23 protein-coding genes and 1 pseudogene are annotated in these 26,539 nt (G+C 64.3%); 8 read left to right on the top strand and 16 right to left on the bottom strand.

From position 1 onward, the window contains the following. The first annotated feature begins 77 nt into the window (after window positions 1-77). Window positions 78-1,580 carry an aminotransferase class III-fold pyridoxal phosphate-dependent enzyme gene (locus tag ACDC67_RS01435; RefSeq protein WP_376690056.1) on the top strand — a complete coding sequence of 501 codons (1,503 nt, stop codon included), beginning with the start codon at window positions 78-80 and terminating at the stop codon, window positions 1,578-1,580. A gap of 57 nt (window positions 1,581-1,637) precedes the next feature. Here ACDC67_RS01435 and ACDC67_RS01430 read toward each other — a convergent pair whose 3' ends face one another. The 11 genes from ACDC67_RS01430 to gltX form a co-directional block, all read right to left on the bottom strand. Continuing rightward, window positions 1,638-1,814, bottom strand: a complete 177-nt coding sequence (locus ACDC67_RS01430) for a hypothetical protein (protein ID WP_376690055.1) — start codon at window positions 1,812-1,814, stop codon at window positions 1,638-1,640. A gap of 105 nt (window positions 1,815-1,919) precedes the next feature. Next, window positions 1,920-2,648: a phosphate signaling complex protein PhoU gene (phoU, locus tag ACDC67_RS01425; protein WP_376690054.1), complete on the bottom strand. Its 729-nt coding sequence runs from the start codon at window positions 2,646-2,648 to the stop codon at window positions 1,920-1,922. A 6-nt stretch (window positions 2,649-2,654) separates the two neighbouring features. Further along, window positions 2,655-3,491 (bottom strand): phosphate ABC transporter ATP-binding protein PstB, encoded by an 837-nt coding sequence (gene pstB, locus ACDC67_RS01420; protein WP_376690053.1) that lies wholly within the window; start codon window positions 3,489-3,491, stop codon window positions 2,655-2,657. 159 nt (window positions 3,492-3,650) lie between these two features. Beyond that, window positions 3,651-5,273, bottom strand: a complete 1,623-nt coding sequence (gene pstA / locus ACDC67_RS01415) for a phosphate ABC transporter permease PstA (protein WP_376690551.1) — start codon at window positions 5,271-5,273, stop codon at window positions 3,651-3,653. A gap of 52 nt (window positions 5,274-5,325) precedes the next feature. After that, a complete protein-coding gene (locus ACDC67_RS01410) occupies window positions 5,326-7,629 on the bottom strand; it encodes an ABC transporter permease subunit (protein WP_459117363.1) in 2,304 nt (767 codons plus the stop codon). A 106-nt stretch (window positions 7,630-7,735) separates the two neighbouring features. Continuing rightward, window positions 7,736-8,707, bottom strand: coding sequence for a PstS family phosphate ABC transporter substrate-binding protein (locus tag ACDC67_RS01405; RefSeq protein ID WP_376690052.1), 972 nt, complete (start codon window positions 8,705-8,707; stop codon window positions 7,736-7,738). A gap of 59 nt (window positions 8,708-8,766) precedes the next feature. Beyond that, window positions 8,767-10,083 carry a phosphate regulon sensor histidine kinase PhoR gene (phoR, locus tag ACDC67_RS01400; protein ID WP_376690051.1) on the bottom strand — a complete coding sequence of 439 codons (1,317 nt, stop codon included), beginning with the start codon at window positions 10,081-10,083 and terminating at the stop codon, window positions 8,767-8,769. Next, window positions 10,083-10,781, bottom strand: coding sequence for a phosphate regulon transcriptional regulator PhoB (gene phoB, locus ACDC67_RS01395; protein ID WP_376690050.1), 699 nt, complete (start codon window positions 10,779-10,781; stop codon window positions 10,083-10,085). The genes phoR and phoB overlap by 1 nt, the downstream gene beginning before the upstream one ends. A gap of 124 nt (window positions 10,782-10,905) precedes the next feature. Continuing rightward, on the bottom strand, window positions 10,906-11,874 hold the full coding sequence (locus ACDC67_RS01390; RefSeq protein ID WP_376690049.1) for a helix-turn-helix transcriptional regulator: 969 nt from the start codon (window positions 11,872-11,874) through the stop codon (window positions 10,906-10,908). After that, entirely contained in the window at window positions 11,871-12,317 is a 447-nt protein-coding gene (locus ACDC67_RS01385) for a Fur family transcriptional regulator (protein WP_376690048.1), read from the bottom strand. Before ACDC67_RS01385 ends, ACDC67_RS01390 begins: the two co-directional genes overlap by 4 nt. 239 nt (window positions 12,318-12,556) lie before the next feature. Further along, the gene (gltX, locus tag ACDC67_RS01380; protein WP_376690047.1) at window positions 12,557-13,987 is read right to left on the bottom strand and encodes a glutamate--tRNA ligase; all 1,431 of its coding nucleotides are present in this window, start codon (window positions 13,985-13,987) and stop codon (window positions 12,557-12,559) included. 159 nt (window positions 13,988-14,146) lie between these two features. Here gltX and mltF point away from each other — a divergent pair, with 159 nt between their 5' ends. Continuing rightward, window positions 14,147-15,637 (top strand): membrane-bound lytic murein transglycosylase MltF, encoded by a 1,491-nt coding sequence (gene mltF / locus ACDC67_RS01375; RefSeq protein ID WP_376690046.1) that lies wholly within the window; start codon window positions 14,147-14,149, stop codon window positions 15,635-15,637. A 4-nt stretch (window positions 15,638-15,641) separates the two neighbouring features. Here mltF and dnaQ read toward each other — a convergent pair whose 3' ends face one another. The 3 genes from dnaQ to ACDC67_RS01360 all read right to left on the bottom strand — a co-directional run bounded on the left by dnaQ (window position 15,642) and on the right by ACDC67_RS01360 (window position 17,662). Beyond that, a complete protein-coding gene (gene dnaQ, locus ACDC67_RS01370; protein WP_376690045.1) occupies window positions 15,642-16,355 on the bottom strand; it encodes a DNA polymerase III subunit epsilon in 714 nt (237 codons plus the stop codon). A gap of 198 nt (window positions 16,356-16,553) precedes the next feature. Further along, complete coding sequence (gene rnhA, locus ACDC67_RS01365; RefSeq protein ID WP_376690044.1) at window positions 16,554-16,991, bottom strand: ribonuclease HI; 438 nt, start codon at window positions 16,989-16,991, stop codon at window positions 16,554-16,556. Beyond that, entirely contained in the window at window positions 16,988-17,662 is a 675-nt protein-coding gene (locus ACDC67_RS01360) for a methyltransferase domain-containing protein (protein ID WP_376690043.1), read from the bottom strand. The genes rnhA and ACDC67_RS01360 overlap by 4 nt, the downstream gene beginning before the upstream one ends. Between ACDC67_RS01360 and gloB the strand changes: the two genes are divergently transcribed. The 5 genes and pseudogenes from gloB (at window position 17,646) to metH (ending at window position 24,558) form a co-directional block, all read left to right on the top strand. Next, a complete protein-coding gene (gene gloB, locus ACDC67_RS01355) occupies window positions 17,646-18,413 on the top strand; it encodes a hydroxyacylglutathione hydrolase (protein ID WP_376690042.1) in 768 nt (255 codons plus the stop codon). The two genes, ACDC67_RS01360 and gloB, sit on opposite strands and share 17 nt — an antisense overlap. Before the next feature lie 3 nt (window positions 18,414-18,416). Next, a complete protein-coding gene (locus ACDC67_RS01350) occupies window positions 18,417-19,286 on the top strand; it encodes a cupin-like domain-containing protein (protein ID WP_376690041.1) in 870 nt (289 codons plus the stop codon). 136 nt (window positions 19,287-19,422) lie between these two features. Beyond that, window positions 19,423-19,671: a hypothetical protein gene (locus ACDC67_RS01345; RefSeq protein WP_376690040.1), complete on the top strand. Its 249-nt coding sequence runs from the start codon at window positions 19,423-19,425 to the stop codon at window positions 19,669-19,671. Window positions 19,672-19,919: 248 nt separating this feature from the next. After that, complete coding sequence (locus tag ACDC67_RS01340) at window positions 19,920-20,855, top strand: ArsR/SmtB family transcription factor (RefSeq protein ID WP_376690547.1); 936 nt, start codon at window positions 19,920-19,922, stop codon at window positions 20,853-20,855. Further along, window positions 20,852-24,558 (top strand): annotated as a pseudogene (metH, locus tag ACDC67_RS01335) (methionine synthase). Before ACDC67_RS01340 ends, metH begins: the two are co-directional and overlap by 4 nt. A gap of 190 nt (window positions 24,559-24,748) precedes the next feature. Here metH and ACDC67_RS01330 read toward each other — a convergent pair. Further along, window positions 24,749-25,333, bottom strand: a complete 585-nt coding sequence (locus ACDC67_RS01330) for a DUF2058 family protein (protein WP_376690039.1) — start codon at window positions 25,331-25,333, stop codon at window positions 24,749-24,751. Between the two features lie 21 nt (window positions 25,334-25,354). Then, entirely contained in the window at window positions 25,355-26,065 is a 711-nt protein-coding gene (locus ACDC67_RS01325) for an FKBP-type peptidyl-prolyl cis-trans isomerase (protein ID WP_376690038.1), read from the bottom strand. Between the two features lie 207 nt (window positions 26,066-26,272). On the opposite strand from ACDC67_RS01325, the gene ACDC67_RS01320 reads away from it, so the two are divergent. Further along, window positions 26,273-26,539 (top strand): hypothetical protein, encoded by a 267-nt coding sequence (locus tag ACDC67_RS01320; protein WP_376690037.1) that lies wholly within the window; start codon window positions 26,273-26,275, stop codon window positions 26,537-26,539.

Genomic DNA, 26,539 nt, shown 5'->3' with positions numbered 1-26,539 from the left:
GTGGAAGCCTTTTGGGCCGCCGCTTGCTACAATATCCGGTTTATTCCGCTGCGAGACCACCCTACAAGGAGACGCGCGTGAGCATCATCAGCAAACTCGACACCCTGCGCAAGATCGGCGGCAAGCCGCTGACCACCGGCCTGGCCGACGACGTCATCGAACGCTTTGCCGAAAGCGATCCCCGCCTGCCCCAGGCCGTGGACGATGCGCTGGGCGTGCTGGAGTGCTGGCGCGAAGCCTACCCGGAGCTGATGGCCATCGACGAGGCCGACCAGAAGGAAGCCCTGCAGTCGGGTTACGTCAACTTCTACGCCGACGACTGCGTCAACCCCTACGTGGCGCTGGCTGCCCGCGGGCCCTGGATCGTCACCGCCAAGGGCGCGGTGCTGCACGATTCCGGCGGCTACGGCATGCTCGGCCTCGGCCACAACCCCGACGCCGTCCTGCAGACCATGAACCAGCCGCACGTGATGGCCAACATCATGACGCCGAGCTTCTCGCACCAGCGCTTCTTCGATGCGCTCACCACGGAGATCGGCAATCGCCGTCAGGACGGTTGCCCGTTCCACCGTTTCCTGTGCATGAACTCCGGCTCCGAGGCGGTTACCGTCGCCGGGCGCATCTGCGACATCAACGCCAAGCTAATGACCGACCCGGGCGGCCCGAAGGCGGGCCACAAGCTGCATCGCCTGTCGCTGTCGGGCAGCTTCCACGGCCGTACCGACCGGCCCGCGCGCTTCTCCGACTCGACCCGCAAGACCTACACGCAGCACCTGGCTTCCTACCGCGAGGAGGACACGCTGATCACGGTCGAGCCGAACAACATCGAGCACCTGCAGCAGGTCTTCGACTGGGCCGCGAAGAACAAGGTGTTCATCGAGGCCATGTTCCTCGAGCCGGTGATGGGCGAAGGCAACCCGGGCATGGCCGTCACCCCCGAGTTCTACGCCGAGGCCCGGCGCCTGACGGCCGAGCACGGCACCCTGCTGCTGATGGACTCCATCCAGGCCGGCCTGCGCACCCAGGGCGTGCTGTCGGTGGTCGACTACCCCGGCTTCGAAGGCCTGGAAGCCCCCGACCTGGAAACCTACTCGAAAGCGCTCAATGCCGGGCAGTATCCGCTGTCGGTGCTGGCCATGAACGACAAGGCCGCCGACCTCTACCGCAAGGGCGTTTACGGCAACACCATGACCGCCAACCCCCGCGCGCTCGACGTGGGCACGGCCGTGCTGCGCCAGGTCACGCCCCAACTGCGCGACAACATCGTCGAGCGCGGCCGGGAATTCCTCGACAAGTTCGGCAAGCTGGCCGATGAGCTGGACGGCCGCATCACCCGCGTCCAGGGAACCGGACTGCTGTTCTCCGTCGAGCTCGACAGCAGCGTCTACAAGGCCTATGGAGAAGGTTCGACAGAGGAGTACCTGCGCATGCACGGCATCAACGTGATCCACGGCGGCGCCAACTCCCTGCGTTACACCCCGCCTTTCGGCATTACCACCGCCGAAGTCGACCTGATCGTCGAAGCCACGCGTGACGCGCTGCTCAACGGTCCCGTCCGCCGGTCGGAACAAGCCGCCTGACAAGCGCAAATAAGCGCGCGGACCCGCCGGGTCCGGCGCCCGGCGGACCACGCCGCACTAGTGCCCGCCGACGAGCCCGGAAACGAGCATCATGCCGGTCGTCAGTGCGAGTGCGAGGCTGGCGAGCGCCAGCAGTTCACCGGCCAGGGCGCCGAGCTGGCGCGTCTGGTGGCGAAAAAAGTCACGGCGCCGGGTTCGTGAACGGGCCTGGTTGAATCGTATTGCCGCCTGCATGGCTGTACTCCATCACTTTTAAGGTGATGACAGTTCAGCACGGCACCTTCTCAAAACCTGAGAAACCCGTTCGTCCGGCGGCAATGAGATTCCCGCCGGGCCAACTCAGCTCGACGAGCTGCCGTCGCCGAGCTCGCGCTCCATTTCGGCCAGGCTGGCGTGGCGAAGGTCCTTGCCTTCCACCAGGTAGACGATGTATTCGCCGATGTTCTTGGCGTGGTCACCGATCCGCTCCATCGAGCGAGCCACCCAGATGGCGTCGATGATGCGCCTGGTATTGCGAGAGTCCTCGACCAGGTAGGTGTGGTACTGGCGCAGGGCCGCCTCGTAGTCGGCGTCCACGTTCTTGTCCTCGCGCACCAGCTCAACGGCTACCTCGGGCGCGAGGCGCACGAAACCGTCAAGGGCGTCGTGGAGCATGCCGCGCACCGTCGTGCCCATGATCTCGAGCTCGCGGTAGTTGTTCCGCGGCCGGTCGGCTTCGGCCAGGCTGATCGCCATGCGGGCGATCTTCTCGGCTTCATCGCCGATTCGTTCGAGGTCGTTGATGGCCTTGATCATGGCCACCACCAGGCGAAGGTCGCTGGCGGTCGGCTGGCGCCTGGCCAGTACCATGATGCAACGCTCGTCGATGGTCTTCTCCATCTCGTTGACGCGATCGTCGGACGCGATGACCTTCTGCGCCAGCTCGGTGTCGCCCTCGACCACCGCGCGCGTTGCGTCGTTGATCATCTCCTCGGCCAGCCCCCCCATGGCCATGACCTGCTGACGCAGTGACTCCAGCTCCTCGTTGAACTGGCGAGAAATATGCTTGTCGAGATGAAGCTTGTCCATATCTGATTACCCGTAGCGACCCGTGATGTAGTCTTCCGTCGCCTTGCGGCGCGGGTTGGTGAACAGGCGCGAAGTATCATCGAACTCGATCAGCTCCCCCATGTACATGTAGGCGGTGAAGTCCGAAACGCGCGCGGCCTGCTGCATGTTGTGCGTCACGATGACGATGGTATACCGTTCTTTCAGCTCGATGATCAATTCCTCGACCTTGGCGGTCGAAATCGGATCCAGCGCCGAGCAGGGCTCGTCGAGCAGGATCACCTCCGGTTCGATGGCAATCGCGCGCGCAATGACCAGGCGCTGCTGCTGACCACCCGAGAGCCCGAAGGCGTTGTCGTCCAGTCGGTCCTTGACCTCGTCCCACAAGGCCGCCGCGCGCAGGGCGTTCTCGACCACTTCCGAGAGCTTGCGGCGATCGTTGACGCCCTGAAGGCGCAGCCCGTAGGCAACGTTCTCGTAAATCGACTTCGGGAACGGGTTGGGCTTCTGGAACACCATCCCCACGCGCCTGCGGTGCTCGGCCACGTCGACATTACGGTGGTGGATATCCTGATCGTCGATCAGGATTTCACCTTCGATCCGGCAGATATCGATCAGGTCGTTCATCCGGTTGAAGCAGCGCAGCAAGGTGGACTTCCCGCAGCCGCTGGGCCCGATGAAGGCGGTTACCCGGTTGCGCGGAATGCGCAGGTTGACGTTCTTGAGCGCCTGGTCCTCGCCATAGTAAAGATCGAGGCCGCGCGTTTCGATGCAGATGTCCTCGCGCTCGATATTGAGCGCCTGGCGCTCCTGGTTGACGGATACACCGGGCGAAATCTGCGTTGCCTGTTGATTCTCTTCCATTATTGACTGCTCAGTTCTCGACGTTAATTTTGTTGGAACCACTAAAGACACCGAATTCACCGAAATCCGAATCAAAGTAGACGCAAACCCCACAGAACCTTTTCGGTGACTTCAGTGTGTTCGGTGGTTCTGTCATTTTGAATCGCTCCATGGAAACGCTCAATCGCTTTCTGAGCGATATTTCTCACGCAGGCGATTGCGGATCGCGATCGCGCTCAGGTTCAGGATCAGGATCAGGGCTACCAGCGTCAAGGCCGTGGCATACACCAGCGGCCGAGCGGCTTCCACGTTGGGGCTCTGGAAGCCGACGTCGTAGATGTGAAAGCCCAGGTGCATGATCTTTCGCTCGAGATGCACGTAGGGGAACTCGCCGTCAACCGGCAGGCTGGGAGCGAGCTTGACCACGCCGACGAGCATCAGCGGCGCCACCTCGCCGGCAGCGCGCGCCACGGCCAGAATCAGCCCCGTCATCATGGCCGGCGCCGACAAGGGCACGACCACCTTCCACAGGGTCTCCCACTTGGTCGCGCCCAGGGCCAGCGAGCCCTCGCGCACGGTACGCGGAATGCGCGCCAGGCCTTCCTCGGTGGAAACGATGACCACCGGCAGCGTCAGCAAGGCCAGGGTCAGCGACGCCCAGAACAGGCCCGGCGTACCGAATGTCGGTGCCGGCAGGCGCTCGGGGAAAAACAACTGGTCGATACTGCCGCCAAGCATGTAGACGAAAAACCCCAGGCCGAAAACACCGAAGACGATCGAGGGCACGCCGGCCAGGTTGTAGACCGACACCCGGATCATCTTCAGGATCGGCCCCTGGCGGGCGTACTCGCGCAGGTAGATGGCCGCCAGCACGCCGAACGGTGTAACCAGCACCGACATGATCAGCACCATGACAACCGTGCCGAAAATCGCCGGGAAAATGCCGCCCTCGGTATTGGCCTCGCGCGGGTAGCCGGTGAGGAAGTCGGTAATGCGATGCCAGTAGAAAGACAGCTTGCCGCCGAGACCCAGCGCATTGTTCTGCGACGCCATCACGATCTTGGCGACCTGAATGCTCACCTCGCGCCCGTCGGCCGTTCGCGCGTGCAGCACATCGCCCTGGTTTCGCTGCTGAAGATCATTGCGCTGCGCGCGCAGGGCTTCGTACTCCTCTTGCAGCACTGCCCGGCGCGCGTCCAGGTCGGCCATCGCGGCCTCACGCTCGGCACCGGTTACGCCGCGGTGATCGAGACCGCGTTCTTCGAGCCGGATGGCTTCCAGTTGACGGTTGATGCGGCCGATTTCGTAGCGCTCGATCTGCTGGATGCGCTCGTGCAGTTCGTTGGCCCGCTTGATGCGGACCTGGAGTTCCGGCCACAGCGCCTCGCCGCGGGCCACGGTCTCGCCATTGTCTTCGAGCCGGAGTGGATAGCCGTAGAAATTGCCCCACTCCCGCCGCTCGAGCATCATGGCGTCCTCGGGGTAAGTCCACGGCCCCATCGCGGCCTCCAGGTGCCAGACGAAATCCCGCCCGGTCTGGTCGCGGTTGCCGACCTTGAACAAATGCCGCGTGATGACCAGCGTGTCGTCGTCGATGAGCTGCCCGGCCTCGCGAACACGGTCGGCGGGCAGCGTCTCGCTCTCGACCACTTCGCCGAGAATCACCGATTCGCTGCCGTCGACGGCCGTGACCGTCGTTTCGACCAGCTCGGCCGGCCAGAAGTGGGCAAATCCGCGAACGGCGATCAATAGCAGCAGACCCACGACCATGATGATCGAGATACTCAAAGCACCGCCGATCATCCAGATCCACGGATCGCCCGACTTGAACCATTCCCTGAACTTCACTGCGACCTCACAGATTGCTGTAGCGCGCGCGCAGACGCTGACGCACGATTTCGGCGATGGTGTTGACGATGAAGGTCATGGCGAACAGCACCAGGCCGGCCAGGAACAACACGCGGAAATGGGTCGAGTTGACGGCCGTCTCGGGCAACTCCACGGCGATGTTGGCCGACAAGGTGCGCATGCCTTCGAAGATATTGAAGTTGACCACCGGACTGTTGCCCGTGGCCATCAGCACGATCATGGTCTCGCCGACGGCGCGGCCGAAGCCGATCATGACCGCCGAGAAGATACCGGGACTGGCGGTGAGCAGAACCACCCGGGTGACCGTCTGCCAGGGCGTGGCACCCAGCGCCAGCGAGCCCTGCGTCAGATGTCTCGGCACGGTAAAAACAGCGTCCTCTGCGATCGAGAAGATCGTGGGAATCACGGCAAAGCCCATGGCGATGCCGACCACCAGCGCATTGCGCTGATCGTAGTTGATGCCGATATCGGTAAACCACTGCCGCATCGAACCGTCGAAGAACCAGATTTCGATCAGCGGCGAGAGCTCGACGAGGCCCCACACCAGCAGACACACGACCGGCATCAGTATCACCGCCTCCCAGCCGCCGGGCACGCGATTGCGGAATCCTCTCGGCAGTTGCGACCAGACCCAGGCAATGAACAGGAACGACAGCGGCAAACCGAGCAACACCGTGAACACCGCCGGGATGTGATTTTCAAGGAACGGCGCCAGCCACAGACCGGCCAGAAAGCCAAGAATCACTGTCGGCAGCGCTTCCATCACCTCGATGGTGGGCTTGACCTTGCCGCGCAGTTTGGGCGACATGAAATAGGCGGTGTAGATCGCCCCGGCAATCGCCAGGGGCATGGCGAAGAGCATGGCGAAGAAGGCGGCCTTGAGCGTGCCGACGGTCAGCGGCACCATCGAGTACTTGGGCTCGAAACTGTCGCTGCCCGACGACGCCTGCCAGACGTAGTCGGGATCGGAGCGGCCTTCGTACCAGACCTTGCTCCAGAGAGCACGGAACGAGGTTTCCGGATGCTCGTTCCATACATCGAACTCCGTGATCGTGCCGGTCCGGTCCTCGACGAGGATACGCTCGTTGACGGGAGAGACGGCAACGCCGACGAGGGGCTCGTCGGATACCCGGTCGAGAAACAGCGTTCGCGCCGAGGTGCCGTAGTGAAGGCCGAGATGACCGGCGTCGTCGACGGCGATAAAGCCCTTGCGCGCGTACTCGGGCTGAATCGCCATGATCGCACCCGGGTGCTGTTCGAAGTCCCGTGCCCGGGCCAGGTAGAAAATGTTGTCGCCGGCGTCCTCGGTCTCGTCGCGCACGAGAAACCATTGGGACAAGTTGCCTTCCGAGGTGCCGACGACGGCCGAAAAAGTGCCGTTGAGAAACTGCAGGCTGGTAATCGATTCGCCCTGTTCACCGGCGACCTGGCGGCGATCGCGCATCACGGCCTCGGCAGGCCGGGAAATATCCCAGTAGATCAGGCTGCCGCCGGCATCCGCGGCGACCAGGTTCCAGAGGTTGGCGCTTAGCTGAAGCTGGGTGACCGGCGTGCCGAAAGCCGGAAGGTCGTGCTGCTCACGCTGGATCTCGCGCTCGCCCGACAGAAAGCCGGTGCGCACCCGGTAGCGCACGAACAGCATGCGACCGTCGGCCGTCTGCGCCGCCACGCCCGTGTCGTCGCGCGACTCCTGGACGGCAATCGCGGTCAGGGGCTCGCCCGAATCGTCGACCACGACGGGGTCGGAGCCGACGGGAAAGCTCGGATCCGGAACCACGTTGCGAACGCCCGCTTCGGGAAACTCGAGTTCATGGTTGTGCTCGACAATGATCGCCGTACCGTCGCTCAGGCCGAAGGCTACCCGCCGGGCGCGCGGCTCGCCGTTTCCGACGCTGGTCACCCGTACGCCTTCAGGCACGGCCAGGTCGATGCGGCGGATCACCTCGCCGTCGCCGAGCCGGAAATATACCAGTTCGCCGGAACGACTGTAACGCATGCCGATTTCGCCATAGCGCTCCAGCGCCATATAGGCCGGCGCCGTCGTCCCTGAATCGGCCGTAACGTAGCTGTCCTGGCGCTCCACCGATGCACCCTTGAACAGTGGCAAGACCTCGCTGAACAGGTACACGAAAATCAGCGCCAGTGCCACAACCACACCGCCGCCGCCGGCGCGCACCATCCAGCGCGCTGCACCGTCAGCCAGGTAGCGGCTGCGCCGACGACGCGCCATTGCCTCGGCGCTGGGCAGATTGGACTGCCGCTGGCCTGCTTGTGTCGCGTTGTTGCTCATCCAGGAACTCGTGATGGATCAATGATGGTGGTAACCGGCAGGTCGATATCGAACGGCCCCGAAAGTGGCGGGGCCGTTCGGACTCAACATGCGATCCGGACGATGTCTATAGTCCCAGCTCGTCGCGAATGCGCGAAGCAGCCGACTCCGGCAGGGGAATATAGCCGTCGCGCAATACAACCTGCTGACCCTGGCGTGACAGAACCATTCGGAAGAACTCGCGTTCCAGCGGCGGCAGCTCGCGGTTGGGATTCTTGTTGACGTAGACCAGCAGCAAGCGGGCCAGCGGATAGTCGCCGCTGACGCCGTTGTCGGGAGTCGGCGCGAAGCATTGGTCGTCACCGACATGGGTCAGTTCAATCGCCTTGACGCCGGAGGTTTCGTAGCCGATACCCGAGTAGCCGATGCCGTTGAGCGATTCGCTCACGCCCTGCACGACCGATGCCGATCCCGGCTGCTCGTTGATCGAGGGCTTGAAGTCACCGCCACAAAGCGCGTTGTCCTTGAAATAACCGTAGGTGCCCGACACCGCGTTGCGGCTGTAGAGCGAAAAGTCGCGGTTGTCCCACTCGCCTTCCAGGCCGAGCTGGCCCCAGCGCGTGATGTCGTTGGCGCCGCCGCAGCGTCGGCCAACCGAGAAGATCGCATCGACCTGCTCCATGGTCAGGCACTCGACCGGGTTGTCCTTGTTGACGTAGACGGCCAGCACGTCGATCGCCGTGCCGACGACCGTCGGCGGATAGCCGTGCTTTTCCTCGAAGGCCTGTACCTCGGAGGAACGCATGTGGCGGCTCATCGGGCCGAAGTTGGCCGTGCCTTCGGTCAGCGCCGGCGGTGCAGTCGAAGACCCGGCACCCTGGATCTGGATATTGACGTTGGGATAGTAGTCCTGGAACTCCTCGGCCCACAGCGTCATCAGGTTGTTGAGCGTGTCCGAACCAATCGACGACAGGTTGCCGGAAATTCCGGAAACGGGCTCGTATTCCGGCAAGTCCGGATCCACTTCGGCCTGCGAAAAGGCCGCGCCGCTGGCCAGCATTGCGGCACAGGCGGAAATCTTGAGCAGGTGCTTGATCATCTTGATCGACTCCTTGGATAACTGATTGGGCATTGTATGAACGGAAAATGACACTTCGGTTACATCGTGACGCTTCGGCGCTGGGGGGCCTGGCAGCTGCGCTCGGCGGGAAAAACGCAGCGAAACACGCTGCCTGCCCCGGGCTCGGAATCCACCTCCAGGCGCGCCCCGTGGCGCTTGAGCACATGCTTGACGATGGCCAGGCCCAGGCCCGTGCCACCCTGCGATCGGCTGTGAGAACTGTCCACGCGGTAGAAACGCTGGGTGATGAAGGGCAGGTGCCGCCGATCGATGCCCACGCCCTGGTCGCGTACCTCGAACACCAGGCTGCCGTCATCCGGGGCATGCCAGGTGACCGACACCGGCCGTCCCGGGTCGCTGTATCGAAAAGCGTTGATGACGAGGTTCGAAAGCGCGCTGTAAAGCTCGTTCTCGGCGCCCAGAAGGCAACGCTCGGAATCCACACGCAGATCAAGCGGATGCGCCTCGGCATCGGCCAGGACGGCGTCGCGCGCCAGCCGTCGAATCAGGGCCGGCATGTCCACCGGGCTGTCGAGGGGCGCATCGCTCTCCTCGGTCTCGAGCCTTGAGAGCTCGAGCAAGTCGTTGACCAGATTGTTCATGCGCGTTGTCTGGGCCCGCATCTGGCGAACCGGCCCGCGCCAGGCCGGGTCGAGATCGCGGTCCTCGACCATCGAGTCGAGGTAGCCGCCGAGCACTGTCAGCGGTGAGCGCAGCTCGTGGGACGCATTCGCGACAAAATCCCGGCGCATGGCCTGCAGTCGATGCAAGCGGGTGACATCGCGAATCAACAGCAGGTACTGCTGATCGCCGTAGGGTACGAGTCGCAGCATCAGCCGGCGACTCGAGTCGATCGGCGAGGCGATTTCCACGGCGTTGTCGTAGTCGCCCGCCTCGATGAACCCCACCAGCTTGGGGCTCCGGATCAGGTTGGATACCGGTTGACCGAAATCACTACGGCTGGTCAGCCCCGCCAGCCGGCAAGCGGCCTGGTTGTACCAAAGGATCCGGAAGTCGCGATCGAGCACCAGCGTGCCGTCGGGCATGGCCGCGGTGGCCTCGCGGAATTCGCGAATGACCGCGGCCAGCCGGCGTTTGCTCAGATGGTGCCGACGCCGGAGTCGATAGTAGTCGTCGAAAAGCTGGCCCCAGACGCCCCAGGACGCCGGCGGGTTGCGCCTGCGGCTGCGTAGCCACCGGTCTAGGCGATGGAGCTGGCGGAACCAGCGGGCGTTCAGGACGACGAAGGCGAGCAGAAGAAACCATGGAAGATGACCGAAAAGCAGCGCCAGAAAGACGGCGCCGGCCAGCAGGACCGCCAGAAACAGCAGTTCGCTGATCCAGGCGCGCGACATCAGGCCGTCTGCACCGCCGAAAACCGGTAACCGGCGCCCCGAACGGTCTGGATGTAGCGATCGAAACCCAGCGGTGCCAGCGCCTTGCGCAGGCGCAGGACGTGCACGTCGACGGTGCGCTCCTCGATGTAGACCCCGCCGCCCCAGACGTAATCCAGCAATTGCGTGCGCGAGTATACGCGGTCCTGGTGGGTCATGAAGAAGCGCAGCATGCGGAACTCCGTCGGTCCGAGATCGATCGGCTTGCCCTGGGCGGTCACGCGATGGCTGGCGGTGTTGAGCACCAAACCGTCGACAGCCACCTCCTCGTCGGCCCCGCCGGGCGCGGTGCGGCGCAGCAGGGCGTTGATGCGGGCAATCAGCTCGCGCGCGCCGAACGGCTTGGTGACGTAGTCGTCCGCGCCGCTATCGAGACCGCGAACCTTGTCGTCTTCCATGGTGCGGGCGGTCAGCATGATGATCGGAAGCTCCTGGGTCATCTCGTCGCGACGAAGGCTGCGGGCCAGCTCGACCCCACTGGTGTCGGGCAGCATCCAGTCGAGGAGCAGGAGATCCGGCAGGTCATCGGCAATCCTTACCCGTGCGGTCTGGCAGTCGCCCGCCTCCAGAACCCGGAAACCGGAGCGTTCCAGGTTGAAAACGATCATGTCGCGGATCGCCTCGTCATCTTCCACTACCAGAATGGTCTGGGTATTCATGGTTCGCCTTGCAGTGACCTGCCGCCATTGCAGCAATGTCATGTGACCATTTCATGACAGGACCGTTACAAGCTCCCTACAATGTCCTTTCTACGCCCCTCGCGACGCGATTTCCAGCGGCGCGCTAGCGATAGTGACCCAGCGCCGCCTCCAATTGACTGGACACCGACTCGCGCAGGAACCCGGGAGACACGACCTCGATGTCGGCGCCGTAGCGCAGGATCTCCATGATCAGCTCGCGGCTGCGGCCAAACGGCACGGTCAACTCGAAGCGGCCGTCCTTGCGCCACTCGGCGCGCTGCTCCGGGTGCCAGATCTCGTCGGCCGCCCAGCGCGCCGCCTCGGAACTGAAGCGCAACACGGCCTCGTGCTCGGCCGGCCCGGAGAAAATGCCGAAAGCCTGGTCGAAATGCCGGGCGATCTCCTCCTCGGGCAATTCCGTGCCTTCCTGATCGAGCCGGTCGATGCCGCGGATACGCTCCAGGGCGAAGCTGCGCAGACCTTCCGAGCGATGGCACCAGGCGTCCAGGTACCAGCGATCGCGATAGCTGGTCAGGCGCTGGGGCGAGACCTCGCGTTCGCTGACGTCGTCGCGGCGGCGGCCGTGATAGGTGATGACCAGACGCTGACGCTTGAACAGTGCCTGAAGCACGTCCTCGAACAGATCGGCCGGAACGGGCCGCCCGGCGTCATGGCGAATATTGATGCGCCCGGGCTGCGCGGAGAAGTTCAATCCCTGCGCATCGAGCAACTGGTTGATGCGTTGCTGGACGCCCTCGAGCTCGTCCTCGAGCAGGCCCGGCTGCACGTTACCGAGCACGTGACGGGCGGTCAGCAGCGCCTGGAGTTCGTCCGGACTGATCCACAGGCCGGGCAGCTCGAAACTGCCCGCGAGGCTGCGATCGTAGTAAAAGCCCCGGCCGTCGGCGTCCTGCTCCAGCGGCGCGCCGAGGTGGTCGCGCAATTCGTTGATGAGGCGGTAGAGCGTGGCCTGGCTGCAGCCGAGTTCGGCCATCAGGTCCTGGCGGGATATCGGCGTGCGCCGCTGGCGCAGGATGTCGTGCAGGTGATAGAGACGCTCGCGGCGGCTCACTCGCGACCGGCCTCGCGACAGTCGCTGCACAGCCCGTAGATCTCGAGCACCTGGCGGCTGGGACGGAAATGCTCGTGCTCGGCCGCCTCGCGCAGGTGGCGGGTCAGGCCTGCGTCGTGAATCTCGATCACCGACTGGCAGCCGTCGCAAATCAGGAACTGCCCCTGGTGCGACTCGGCCGGATGGAAACAGCTGACGAATGCGTTGAGCGACTCGAGACGGTGGATGAAATGGTTATCGAGCAGGAATTCCAGGGCCCGGTAAATGGTCGGCGGCGCCGCATTGGGCTGCTCGGCCTTGAGCAGGTCGAGCAGGTCGTAGGCCTTGACCGGCCCCTCGGCCGACAACACCAGCTCGAGCACCCGCCGCCGCGTCGGCGTCAGCCGCAACCCACGCTGCCTGCAGCGCTGCTCAACCTCACGAATGACCTGGCTGGAATCCATGCTTTCATTCTATCAGGACGATTGAATGGAGCCGACTGCAAAGTCTCGAAGAAAAACCGAGGAACCACCGAAGACACCGAACGTCACCGAAAAAACCAAGAATTGAGTGGTCTTGGCCTTAAGCAACCTCAGCAGGTCAAGTCGTTCTGATCTGCATCGACTAACACCGCTCGTGCAATTTCGGTGATTTCGGTGTCTTCGGTGGTTTAATGGTTTTTAGGGGCTATTGCCCGCCAACCTCAACCCTGCGCCGCAGCGCGGTCGGCGATGTGGGCCAGGGCGCGGTCGATGCGCGCGAGGGTGCGTTTGCGGCCCATCAGCCAGAGGGTCTTGTCGATCGATGGCGATTCGCCGTGGCCCATCAGCGCCACGCGCAGGGGCATGCCGATCTTGCCGAAACCGATACCCAGTTCGTCCACCGTGGCCTGCACGGCTGCCTGCAGGTCCTCGGCCCGCCAGTGCGCCAGTTCCGCCAGTCGATCGCGCAGATTCTGAAGTGGCTCGGCGGCGACCGGCCGCAGGTGCTTTTTGGCGGCATTGCGCTCGTAGTCGGCAAAATCCTCGTAGAACGGGCGGCTGCGTTCGACCAGCTCGACCAGGGTCTCGACCCGCTCGGCCTGCACCGGGATCAAGTCGGCCAGCGGCGGCCCGTTCTCCGCGTGCAGGCCCGTTCTCTGCAGGTGCCACAGCACTTCGGAGTGGACCTGGTCGCGGTCACCCTCGCGCAGGTAGTGCTGGTTGAGCCAGTTGAGCTTCGCCGTATCGAAGCGCGATGCCTTGTGATTGACGTCGGCGATATCGAACAGCTCGACCAGTTCCTCGCGCGAGAACACTTCCTGGTCGCCGTGCGACCAGCCCAGGCGCGCCAGGTAGTTGATCATGGCGTCGGGCAGGTAGCCCTGTTCGCGCCAGGCCATGACGCTGACCGCCCCGTGCCGCTTGGACAGGCGCGCCCCGTCGTCGCCGAGGATCATTGGCACGTGGGCAAATTCCGGCGGCTCGGCGTCGAGCGCGCGGTAGATATTGATCTGGCGCGGCGTGTTGTTGATGTGGTCGTCACCGCGGATGACCAGGTTGATCGCCATGTCGAGATCGTCGATGACCACCGCGAAGTTGTAGGTCGGCGAACCGTCGGCACGCATGATCACCAGGTCGTCGAGTTCACCGTTCGAGACCTCGATTCGGCCGCGCACGCGATCGTCGAAAACCACCGTGCCCTCGAGCGGATTGCGGAAACGAATGACCGGGTCGACCCCTTCGGGCGCTTCATCGAGATGGCGGCAATGGCCGTCATAGCGCGGCTTCTCGCCGGCATTCATGGCCGCCTCGCGGAGCTTCTCCAGGCGCTCTTTCGAGCAGTAGCAGCGATAGGCCTGGCCGTTGTCGAGCAGTCGATCGACCACTTCACGATAGCGATCCATGCGCTCGCTCTGGTAGAACGGGCCTTCGTCCGCTCCCAGGCCCAGCCAGGCCATGCCGTCGAGGATCGCCTGCACCGACTCGGCGGTGGAGCGCTCGCGATCGGTATCCTCGATGCGCAGCACGAACTCGCCGTCGGTAGCTCGCGCGGCGAGCCAGCAGAACAGCGCCGTGCGCGCCCCGCCGATGTGAAGAAAGCCGGTGGGGGACGGTGCGAAACGGGTGCGAATCGCTTGGGTATCGCGGGCCATGGCCAGGTCGCTCGAGCAGAGAAAAGCCGGCTATTCTAGCAGAGGCAGACGGCTTAAGCTCAGACCGAAAATCCGCTATAAAGGACAATGTGATTTTCCGCACGGCGCTCGCATGACCCACCATCGCCACCGCCCGCCCAAACCGATCATTCCGGCCCCATGAATGACCGGACAAAGCAGGCGGGCCACGCCACCACAGGCTGGCGCCACGCCCTGGGCCGGCGACTGGGCACGCTCGGCCGGGTGCTGGCGATCGCGCTCGCGATCCTGATCGCCACGACTTCCGGCGACAGCGGGCTGACCCAGGTCGATCGCATCCAGGCTCGCGGCAACCTGGTGATGCTGACGGTCAACGGCGCCTCGACCTACTACCTGGGCCCGGAGGGAGAAACCGGATTCGAGTACGAACTGGCCCTGGCATTCTCCCGCTACCTCGGCGTACCGCTTCAGGTGATTACCGTCCCGAGCGTGGGCGACCTGATTCCGGCACTGGCCGAGGGTCGGGGGGACTTCATCGCCGCCAACCTGACACGAACCGCCCCGCGCCAGTCGCAACTGCGCTTCGGTCCCGCCTACGAGGACGTCGTGCCCACGGTCGTCTACCGGCGCGGGTCGCGGCGACCGCGGTCCGTCTCGGAACTGTCCGACGGGCGGCTGGCGCTGATGGAAGGCACTGTTTACCGACCCCTGCTCGCCCGGCATGATGTCGACCTCGAACCCGAAATCCGCCCGCATGCCAGCATCGAGGATCTGTTCGAGGCCATCAGCAACGAAGAGATCGACTACACGATCATCGACTCCAACATCCTCGAACTCAATCGCCGCTTCTTCCCGGCCATCCGGCCGGCGTTCGAGCTGGGCGAGCCCCAGCCACTGGCCTGGGCGACCGAGCGCAGCGATGACGATTCGCTGGTGCAGGTCATGCGCGAATTCTTCCTGGTGGCCGAGGCCGACGCGCTGCTGGCCGAATTGCGCCAGCGCCACTACGGACACATCGACAACTACGAACCCGTCGGCACGTTCACCTTCATGCGCCAGATTCGCGAGCGGCTGCCGGTCCTCCGGCCGCTTTTCGAGGAAGCGGCCGAATCCCACGACCTCGACTGGCGCCTGCTGGCCGCGGTCGGTTACCAGGAATCGCACTGGGACCCCGGCGCCGTTTCCCGCACCGGCGTGCGCGGCATCATGATGCTCACCCAGCGCACGGCGCGGCAGCTGGGTGTCGACAACCGCGTCGATCCCGAGCAGAGCATAATGGGCGGCGCCCGCTACCTGCGCTCGATGATCGATCGGGTTCTCGAGCGCATCGACTACCCCGACCGCCTGTGGCTGGCCATGGCGGCCTACAACGTCGGCTACGGCCATCTGGAAGACGCGCGCAGACTGACCGAGATTCGCGGCGGCGATCCCGACCGCTGGGTGGACGTGCGTGAATCCCTGCCGCTGCTTACCCAGGAGCGCTGGCACTCGCAGACCCGCTACGGCTATGCGCGGGGCTACGAACCGGTGCAGTACGTGGAGAACATCCGGACCTTCTACGAGATCCTGCTGTGGATGGAGGGACGGGATCATCCCCTTCTGGTCGGGGCGGAGGCGTCGAACCCGGGATCACCCGAGGCCTCCGAAGACGAGGGTGGCGAGCGCCAGTAAGGCTTCAGTCCTGGCTCAACGCATCCTGCCAGATGCAATGCCCGGCGCTTTCCCGGATCGCCTCCAGGCGCGCACGATGCGCGGCCAGTTCCGATTCATCGGCCGCGCGAACGACCAGCCTGGAGACATCGACCTCCAGCACCATGTCGCTGGCGCTGTCGCCGCCGTCACGCTCACCCGAGAGATCCAGCGCCAGGTCGACCTGGCCGCCGGTCATGGCCAGGTAGACCTCGGCCAGCAGCTCCGAGTCGAGCAGTGCGCCGTGAAGATCGCGGCCGGAATTGTCCACTTCGTAGCGCTTGCACAAGGCATCCAGGCTGACGCGCTGGCCCGGGTGCAGTTCGCGCGCCAGGGGCAGCGTATCGAGGATGGTGGCGTGATCCTCGACGCAGCTGGGTGTTTCCAGGCGGGCCAGCTCGGCGTTGAGGAAGCCCACGTCGAAGGGCGCGTTGTGGATGATCAGCTCGGCGTCGCGGATGAACTCGACAAAGTCGTCCGCCAGGTCGGCAAAACGCGGCTTGTCGGACAGGAACTCGTTGGAAATCCCGTGAACCGCGAGGGCACCGTCTTCGACGTCCCGCTCCGGGTTGATATAGACGTGAAAGCTGCGCCCGGTCTGGCGCCGCTCGATCATCTCCAGGGCGCCGATCTCGATGATCCGGTGGCCATCGCCGGGTTCCAGGCCGGTGGTTTCGGTGTCGAGTACGATCTGCCTCATTTGGGAAAAACCCTATTCGTCCACAGATGAACACAGATAAACACAGATAAAAGAAAATAACAGTAGATAAAAGAATTCATTGCGGTCATTGAACGGCGAATTTCGACATCAAAATCTTCGATTGATGAACGGAGCCGAAAATAGTCTTTCTGTTTTTATATCTGTGTTCATCTGTGTTCATCTGTGGACAAAAGGTTTTTATTTCTGGGCACTCGCCGCCGCACTGGCCAGTTCGTCGGCGCGTTCGTTCTCGGGGTGGCCGCTGTGGCCCTTGACCCAGTCCCATTGAACGTCGTGACGCTCGCGCGCCTTGTCGAGACGCTGCCACAGTTCGGCGTTCTTGACCGGCTTCTTCGCCGCGGTCTTCCAGCCGTTCTTCTTCCAGTTGGTCATCCACTCGGTAATGCCCTTGCGCACGTACTGCGAATCCGTGGTCAGGACCACGCGGCAGGGGCGCTTGAGCGACTCCAGCCCGCGTATGGCGGCCATCAGCTCCATGCGATTGTTGGTCGTCTCGGGCTCACCGCCGGAGAGCTCGCTCTCGTGGCCGTTCCAGCGCAGCAGAGCGCCCCAGCCACCCGGCCCGGGATTGCCCAGGCAGGCGCCGTCGGTCCAGATGTGCACCGGCTCGCTCATGCGGCGCGGCACTGGCTGGGCACGGGCGAGCCGCCGGCGAGCCGCGGCTCCCGGAAGCGAACGGGCGTGATCCGCGCTGGCTCCGAGGGTTTGCGCGCGACCAGAACGAGTACCGGGACCAGCCCCGGGACCATTCCGCGAAGCTGGACGTTGGCCGAAATCGACAGCTTCAGCTCGCAACGGACATGCATCCACTGGAACTGCGGCCAGCTGGGCAGGCGCAAGGCAGCACGCCCCAGTTCCCGCCAGGCCAGCCGATGCCAGGGATTGGCCGAGACCGAGACCAGCACACCGCCGGGCTTGAGCACGCGCGTAGCCTCCTGGAGGAGGTCGCCGCGGACGGCCGGCTGCCAGACGTGACGCAGCAGCACGGCAGGAACGCTGTTGTCGTCCAACGGCCAGCAGTCGAGCGCCGCGCGGAACGGCCAGCAACAGCTATCAGCGTCGACCAGCACGCGGCTGCGCCGCAGGTCGACCTGGGGCGAAGCGCTGGCCGTGGGCGCGACTTCCAGGATCCAGTTCGGGTGCGGCTGATCGAACCCGGCCTCGACCAGGCGGGTTTCCAGGGGCTGCAGGCCGGAAAACCCGGCCGGCATGCGCGGCGCGTTAGAATGCTTCTCGGTCACGCGAAAAGGATACCAGACGGAGCCGCCCATGCCGCTGTCGTTCAATGCCATTCCCACCCTGGAAAGCAACTACGTGTGGGGCCTGCACGACGGCCACCACGCCCTGCTGGTCGACCCCGGCGAAGCCGGCCCGCCGCTGGACTGGCTGGAAGAGAACGGCCTGACCTTGAGCGCACTGCTGATCACCCATCACCACTGGGACCATACCGACGGCATCGACGACATCCTCGCCGAGCATCCGGTTCCGGTCTACGGGCCCGAAGACCGGCGGATTTCGCAGATCGACCATCCCCTGCGCGAGGACGATCGCGTGGAGATCGACTCACCCGAGGCGCGATTCGAGATCCTCAGCGTGCCGGGCCACACGAGCATTCATATCGCCTTTTTCGGGCACCGGATGCTGCTGTGCGGAGACGCCCTGTTCTCGGCCGGATGCGGGCGCATGTTCGAGGGCACGCCCGAACAGATGCTGGCCTCTCTCGACAAGCTGGCGGACCTGCCCGCCGACACGCGCGTGCTCTGCGCCCACGAGTACACCCAGGCCAACTGCCATTTCGCATTGGCGGTCGAGCCGGACAACCCGGACCTGCAGGAGCGGGCCCGTGAAGTCGAGGCCCTGCGCGAAAAGGGCCAGATCACCCTGCCTTCGAGCATCGGCGCCGAGCGGCGCTTCAATCCCTTTCTGCGCACGCGCGAGGCGGCCGTGATCGAAGCTGTCCGGGCACACGATCCCGACTGCGGCAAAGCGCCGGTCGAGGTGTTCGCCGCGCTGCGGCGCTGGAAGGACAATTTCTGAACCATGGTCGCACTCGCCCCCGTCGAGCAGATCGATAACGTCGAAGCCTCGACCTTCCAGGCCGATTACAAGCAGCCGGCGCGCCCGGTCGTCATCAAGCGCCTCACCCAATCCTGGCCGGCGCGCGAGAAGTGGACGGTCAGGCATCTCAAGGAACGCGCCGGCGACGTGGTCGTGCCGCTGTACGACAGCAAGCCCTCGCGCGACCACAAGCACCAGCACGCGCCGGCCGCGCGCATGCCGCTGGGCGAGTACATGGAGCTGCTGGAGAAGGGCGAGAACGACCTGAGGCTGTTTTTCTTCAACTTCTTCAACACCATCCCGGATCTCAAGCAGGACTTCGAGTACCCGGATCTGGGGCTGAAGTTCTTCACGAAGCTGCCGGTTCTGTTCATGGGCGGCAGGGGCTCGCGCGTGCAGCTCCACTTCGACATCGACCTGGCCGACATCATGCTCTGCCACTTCGGCGGCCCCAAGCGCGTGCTGCTGTTCGCACCCGACCAGACCCCCTGGCTTTACCGCGTGCCCTTTTCCTTCAGCGCCCTGTTCGATGCCCGCGTCGACCAACCCGACTACGACAGGTACCCCGCGCTCAGGCAGGTGCAGGGCCAAGTCGCCGAGCTGGAGCACGGCGACGCGCTCTACATCCCGCCCGGCTACTGGCACTTCGTCGAGTACCGCGACATCGGCTTCTCGATGTCGCTGCGCGCCTTCCCGCGCACCCCGGGTAACCTCTCGAAAATGCTCTACAACCTGCTGGTGCTGCGCACCGTCGACGGGCTGATGCGCAAGACCGTGGGCCAGGCCTGGAATGACCGCAACGAGCGGCGGGCCGTGACGCGAACCCACAGTCGGCTGGCCCGGGCCCGCTGAGCAGGACGAGGCCTGTCCAGCCCGAACTCGCGAGTAGGAATTTTCCTACGAACGACTCGGAAAATTGCTACTTTTTTCCAAGAACCGTTTGCGTTACAACCTGCCCTGACTGTAAGCACCGGACAGGAGAATGACGATGAACTCGGAATTGAGCAATCGGCTTGCAAGACAATTGCTGAAGCTGCAGATCACCGCCTGGATGCCGCCGGTCTTCGCCATCATTGGACTCGCCATGGTGATGATGTACCTGACTGCAAGTACCGGCGACGGCGGCGCACTCGGGTTCGGCGTCGCCAATCTACTGCTGTCGCTGTACCTGTTTACCGTGCGGGGGTTCCAGCAACTCCTCGGCAACACGCGTCACCAGCAGCACCCGATCAGCTGAACCCAGTGAGCCGACCAGCGGACCCGGGCACAGCACGACCGTCCGCAAGCCTTGCGCCGGGGCATGGAAGACGTACGGGCCACACCACAGAGCCTGCCTGACCCATTCGTCCAACGCATCGCTCCATTCCTTGGCCCACGCGATCGAGCAGAGTCCCGTGCCACGCGATGAGCCCGGCCAGAACAATCGGTTGCAAAAACCGCGCCGCAGAACTAACCTACGATATCTCTTGATCGCGATAAAAGGATATAGTCATCGACCTGGAGCGCGTAGGGCGGCTCTGCGGACTGCTGGGAGACGCCACCCGGTTGAGGCTGCTGGCGCTGTTGGAGACCGAGGAACTGACGGTGGCCGAGCTGGCGCAGATCACGCGCCTGGCGCAGCCGCGGGTGTCCACGCACCTGGCGAGGCTGCGCGAGGCCGGGCTGGTGGTCGATCGGCGCGACGGTGTGTCGGTGTACTACCGGCTCGGCAACGCCGAGGACAACCCGGAACTGCACCGTCTGTGGGCCCTGTTCCGCGATGATCTAGACGACGCCGTGGTGGCCGCCGACGCCGAGCGCCTGCCCGAGATCATGGCCCAGCGTGCCGCGGGCGGCAACTGGCCGGATTCAGTCGCCGGCGACATGGAGCGCCACTACTCGCCGGGACGAACCTGGGAAGCGACCACGCGTGCGCTGGTGCAGCTGCTCGCCCTGGGTCGCGTGCTCGATATCGCATCGGGTGACGGCGTGATGGGCGAACTGCTGGCGCGCCAAGCCGAGACCATCGACTGCGTCGACGTGTCGGAGAAAGTCGTCGCCGCCGGACGCAAACGCGTCAAGCCTTTCGGCAACGTGCGCTTCCACCTCGGCGATATGCACGCCCTGCCCTTCGACGAGAACGCTTTCGACAGCGCGCTGATGATGCACGCGCTGACCTACAGCGACCGCCCGGAGCATGCCCTGGCCGAGGCTGCTCGCATCATGAAGCCCGGCGGTCGCCTGGTGGGCGCAACGCTCAAGAAGCATCGCCACAGCGCCCAGGTGAGAACCTTCGGGCACGCCAATGACGGCTTCTCGCCCCGGCAGTTGAGCAAGCTGCTTGAAACGGCGGGCCTCGAGGCGACCTTCTGCGACGTCAGCTCGGTGGAGCGCAAGACCCCGCATTTCGAAATCATCACATTCCTCGCGGAGAAACCATGACCCTGCAATGGCACGATACCGACACCGTCGAGGCGCTTTTCGGCGCCCTGTCCGAGCGCATCCTGCTGCTCGACGGCGCCATGGGCACGATGATCCAGAACGAAAAGCTCGACGAGGCCGCGTTCCGCGGCGAACGCTTCGCCGATCACGGCGACGACCTCAAGGGCAACAATGACCTGCTCACCCTGACCAGGCCGGATCTGGTCACGCGCATCCACCACGATTTCCTCGATGTGGGCTGCGACCTGGTCGAGACCAATACCTTCAACGCCAACCGCATCAGCCAGGCCGACTACGCGCTGGAAGAGCTGTCGGAAGAGATCAATCGCGAAGCGGCGAAGCTGGCGCGCCGGGCCTGCGACGAGTCGGCCGAGAAAAGCGGCCGGCCGCGCTACGTGGTGGGCGTGGTCGGGCCGACCAACCGCACCGCTTCCATTTCCCCGGATGTCTCCAGCCCGGGCTACCGAAATATCGACTTCGCCAGGCTGGTTGAAGCCTACACGGAAGCGACGCGCGGCCTGCTCGACGGCGGCTCCGACCTGATCCTGATCGAGACCATCTTCGACACGCTCAACGCCAAGGCGGCGATCTACGCAGTGCACGAAGAGTTCGAGCGGCGCGGCAAGCGCTGGCCCCTGATGATTTCGGGGACCATCACCGACGCATCCGGGCGCACCCTGTCGGGCCAGACGCCCGAGGCTTTCTACTATTCGGTCGAGCACGCCGAACCGTTCTCGGTGGGCTTCAACTGCGCCCTGGGCGCCGACCAGCTCAAGCCGCACATCAAGTCTCTCTCTCGCGTGGCCGATTGCCTGGTTTCCGCCCACCCCAATGCGGGGCTGCCGAACGAGTTCGGTGAGTATGACGAAACGCCCGAGCAGATGGCCGACACCATCGAGGCCTACGCCCGCGACGGCCTGGTGAACATCATCGGCGGCTGCTGCGGCACCACGCCCGAGCATCTTGCCGCGATCGCCGAAGTGATCGACGGCCATTCTCCGCGTCCCATCCGACAACAGAAGGCGGCATGAGCGAATCCGAGCAGAACAAGCGCTACACCCGGCTGAGCGGCCTCGAACCGCTGGTGATCACGCCCGAGCTGAATTTCGTCAATATCGGCGAGCGCACCAACGTCACCGGCTCGGCGAGGTTCAAGCGCCTGATCGCCGATGAAAAGTACGAGGAGGCCGTCGAAGTCGCCCTGCAGCAGGTCGAGAACGGTGCTCAGATCATCGACGTCAACATGGACGAGGGCCTGCTCGACTCGGAACAGGCGATGGTCGACTTCCTCAACCTGATCGCGGCCGAGCCCGACATCGCGCGGGTGCCGGTGATGATCGACTCGTCGAAATGGAGCGTGATCGAGGCGGGCCTGCGCTGCCTGCAGGGCAAGGGCGTGGTCAATTCGATCAGCCTCAAGGAAGGCGAGGAAAAGTTTCTGGAAGAAGCGCGCAAGATCCGGCGCTACGGTGCCGCCGTGGTGGTCATGGCCTTCGACGAGAACGGCCAGGCCGACAACGCCGAGCACATGGTCGAGTGCCTGGCGCGCGCCTACAAGCTGCTGACCGAGGACGCCGGCTACCCGCCCGAGGACATCATCTTCGACCCCAATATCTTTCCGGTCGCCACGGGTATCGAGGAGCACGACAACTACTCGGTCGAGTTCATCGAGGCGACCAAGGCGCTCAGGAAGCGCTTTCCCGACTGCCACGTATCCGGCGGCGTGTCGAACATGTCGTTTTCATTTCGCGGCAACAACCCGGTACGCGAGGCCATGCACTCGGTCTTTCTATACCACGCCACCAAGGCGGGCATGGACATGGGCATCGTCAACGCCGGCCAGCTGGCCGTCTACGACGACATCGACCCGGAACTGCGCGAACTGGTCGAGGACGTGGTCCTCAACCGCCGGTCCGACGCCACCGAGCGCCTGCTTGACGCGGCCAGCAAGTTCAAGGGCGACGGCAAGAAGGAAGAAAAGGACGAAGCCTGGCGCGAGAAGCCGGTGGCCGAGCGCCTGAAGTACAGCCTGGTCAAGGGCATCGACAAGTTCGTGGTCGAGGACACCGAGGAAGCACGCCAGCAGTTCGACACCTCGCTGGAGGTCATCGAAGGACCGTTGATGGACGGCATGAACTACGTCGGCGACCTGTTCGGTGACGGCAAGATGTTCCTGCCACAGGTGGTCAAGTCCGCGCGCGTGATGAAGAAGGCCGTGGCCCACCTCGTGCCCTACCTCGAAGCCGAGCAGACCACCAAGGAAAAGAAGGGCAAGGTGCTGCTGGCCACGGTCAAGGGCGACGTCCACGACATCGGCAAGAACATCGTCGGCGTGGTGCTGGCCTGCAACGGCTTCGACGTGCACGACCTGGGCGTGATGGTGCCGGCCGAGAGAATTCTCGACGAGGCGCGCAAGTCCGAGGCCGACATCATCGGCCTGTCCGGCCTGATCACGCCCTCGCTCGACGAGATGGTCAGCGTCGCCGAGGCCATGAACGAGGCGAAGTTCGAGCTGCCCCTGCTGATCGGCGGCGCGACCACGTCCCGCGCGCACACCGCGCTCAAGATCGACCCCGCCTACGAAGGCCCGGTGTGCTGGGTCAAGGACGCCTCGAGATCGGTCGACGTGGTGCGCAAGCTCGCCAGCAAGCAGCACCGCGACGGCTACGCCGCCGATATCCGCGCCGACTACGAGGAATACCGGGAACGCAGCGCCAAGGGCCGCCGGCGGAAGCAGTTGATCTCCATCGAGGCCGCGCGGAAGAACGCTTTCGAGCCCGACTGGAGCGAACACCGGCCGGAGACGCCGAAGCAGCCCGGGCTGCACGTCTACGACGACTGGCCGCTGGCCGAGCTGGTGGACTATATCGACTGGACGCCTTTCTTTCAGACCTGGGAGATCAAGGGCCGCTATCCCGACATCCTCGAAGACGAGGAAGCGGGCGAAGCCGCCCGCAGCCTGTTCCAGGACGGACAGGACATGCTCGAGCGTATCATCGACAACGACTGGCTGACCGCGCGCGCCATCTGCGCGCTGTGGCCGGCCGCCCGCGAGGGTGACGACCTGCTGTTCTACACCGACGAGTCGCGCAGCGAGATCATGGAACGCATGGTCATGCTGCGCCAGCAGGCCGACAAACCCTCGGCCAACCTGTGCCTGTCGGATTTCGTGGCCGAGGCCGGCAGCGGCATCGACGACTGGGCCGGCCTGTTCGCCGTCACCACCGGCGTCGGGCTCGAGGATGCCCTCGAGCAATTCCCCGAAACCGATGACTACAGCCGCATCCTGCTGCAGTCGCTGGCCGACCGCCTGGCCGAAGCGCTGGCCGAGGCGCTGCACCAGAAGGTCCGGCGTGAGCTGTGGGGCTATGCAGACGACGAAACCCTGGACAACCGGGAACTGATCCGCGAGAAGTACCGCGGCATCCGCCCGGCACCCGGCTACCCGGCCTGCCCCGATCACAGCGAGAAGGCAAAACTGTTCCGGCTGATGGAGGTGACCGACAACATCGGCGTGGAACTGACCGAGGGCTTCGCCATGCGACCGATGGCGGCTGTCAGCGGTTACTACTTCGGGCATCCCGACAGCAAGTACTTCGTCGTCGGCAACCTGGGCAAGGACCAGGTCGAGGACTACGCCAGGCGCAAGGGCGTCAGCGTGGCCGAGGCGGAGAAGTTCCTGCGGCCGAACCTGGATTACTGAAAAAAGGTTTCAGGGTTCAGGGTTCAGGTTTCAGGAAAAGAAGGGATGGAGTCACGTAGGATGCGTGGAGGCGCAGCCGTAACGCATCAGCCGCGCCAACCGGGAGCCGATGCGTTGCGCTGCCGCTCCACGCATCCTACGAAACCCAGAACCCGTCTTTTCCTGAAACCTGAACCCTTAAACCATACTTCTACCAGACGAGGTCGTCGGGCACCGGGGGATAGTGGCTGCCGTCGTCCTCGGGTTCTTCGCGGCCTTCCAGGTTGGGCACCAGGTCCGGGGCGACCTCGCGGTACTTTTCCAGCGTTTCGTTCGCGACCAGCAGGTAGGAGCCGCGCAGGTTGACCACGCCGATCTCGCCGCGGTTGAGCTGCTCGCGCTGCTCGGGCGTGCACAGGACGCGGCGGATGCGACCCATGTGCTCGAAATAGCGCGGCACTTCGGCGTCCTTGCGGTTGAGGGTGTTGCCCTTGATGATCGCGTCGAGCTGAAGGTTGCGCCTGCGTCGTTCTTCCTGCTCGGCGACCCGGCGCTGCTTCTCGGCCTCCTTCTCGCGCTCCTCCGCCTTGCGGCGGGCCGCGTAGGCCCGGGCAAGATCCGAATCGGCGCTCGCCTTCTTGCGCGCTGCGTGCTTCTTTTTCCTGGCTGGACCGGCGGCCTTGGCCTTGCCGGGGCCGGAATTCCCGGCGCCGGGCTTGCCCCGGCGCCGAGGTTTCTCGACCTGCTTTTCGTCAGCCAGCCCTGCCTTGAGCAGGGCGTCCTGCAATGTCCCCATGGCGATAAGTGTCGTCGCTGATTATTCCTGGGACTCGCTGTCGGCCACTTCCAGCAGCTCGACTTCGAAGATCAGGGTCGAATTGGGGCCGATCGGGCCGGGCCGACCCTGCTCGCCGTAGGCGAGCTCGGAAGGAATGAAGAACTCGTACTTGGCGCCTTCCGACATCAACTGGAGACCTTCGGTCCAGCCGGGAATGACCTGGTTGAGCGCGAAGGTAGCCGGCTCGCCGCGGTCATAGGAGCTGTCGAACTGGGTACCGTCGATCAGCGTGCCCTTGTAGTGGACGGTCACGCGATCCTCGGCGACCGGGCTGGCGCCCTCGCCTTCCTCGATGACGCGATACTGAAGGCCTGAGTCGGTCACCATGACCCCGTCGCGATCGGCGTTCTCGGCCAGGAAGGCTTCACCGGCCTCCTGGTTGGCACTGGCCTCTTCCGCCTGCTGGGACTGCATCTGCTGCTGACGACGCTGCATGAATTCCTCGCGCTCGGCCAGGGCTTCTTCCTGCGTCAGGCGGGTTTCCTCGCCGTTGTAACTGGCGCGCAGGGCCTCGACCAGCAGGTCCAGGTCCAGGTCCATGTCCTGATCCGACAGAGACTGGCCGATGTCCATGCCGATGGTGTAGCTGAGGCGATCTTCAGGTGTTTCGAGCGCATCGTCCTGGGCAATGGCCAGCGTCGAAACGCTCGCGGCCAGCACGGAGCCGGCCAGGATTCGGGCAATCTTCATGGGTTAAAACTCCTTAAAACTAGAACGGGAAATCGGGAATCTCGGGTTTGCCTGTGACCCCCTCGAAGGGCGGTCAGTTCCAGAGCGAAAGTCTACCAGATCGAAACCCGCGACTCCGGGTGGCGCGATTACGCGAAGATTCCCCTTGACTCTGTAGTGGTGTTTTACTAGACTAATACACCAACACGACAGCCAAAGGAGCTGAACATGTTGCCTATCTCGAAACAACGCACGTTCGTCATCCCGCACCGGCTGGCACTGGTTGCCGCGGCCGCGTGCCTGGCGCTGTCCTTCACAGCCGATCGGGGAGAGATGCCGCAGCAGTTGCAGGCCGAACACCACTCGCCCGCAGAACAGCTCGAAGCGTCCAACGGCGGCTCCGCTTCGATCAACCGGCAGGAAAAGGCGGCCAAGCCCCGGAGATCCGGGGGCAATCCGACCCTGCTGCCCTGGTTCTCCGGGCTGCTCCCCTGA

This window comes from Wenzhouxiangella indolica, from assembly GCF_042310355.1.
In the GTDB taxonomy this organism is placed as follows: Bacteria; Pseudomonadota; Gammaproteobacteria; order Xanthomonadales; family Wenzhouxiangellaceae; genus Wenzhouxiangella.
This window is presented reverse-complemented; position numbering and strand designations above follow the sequence as displayed.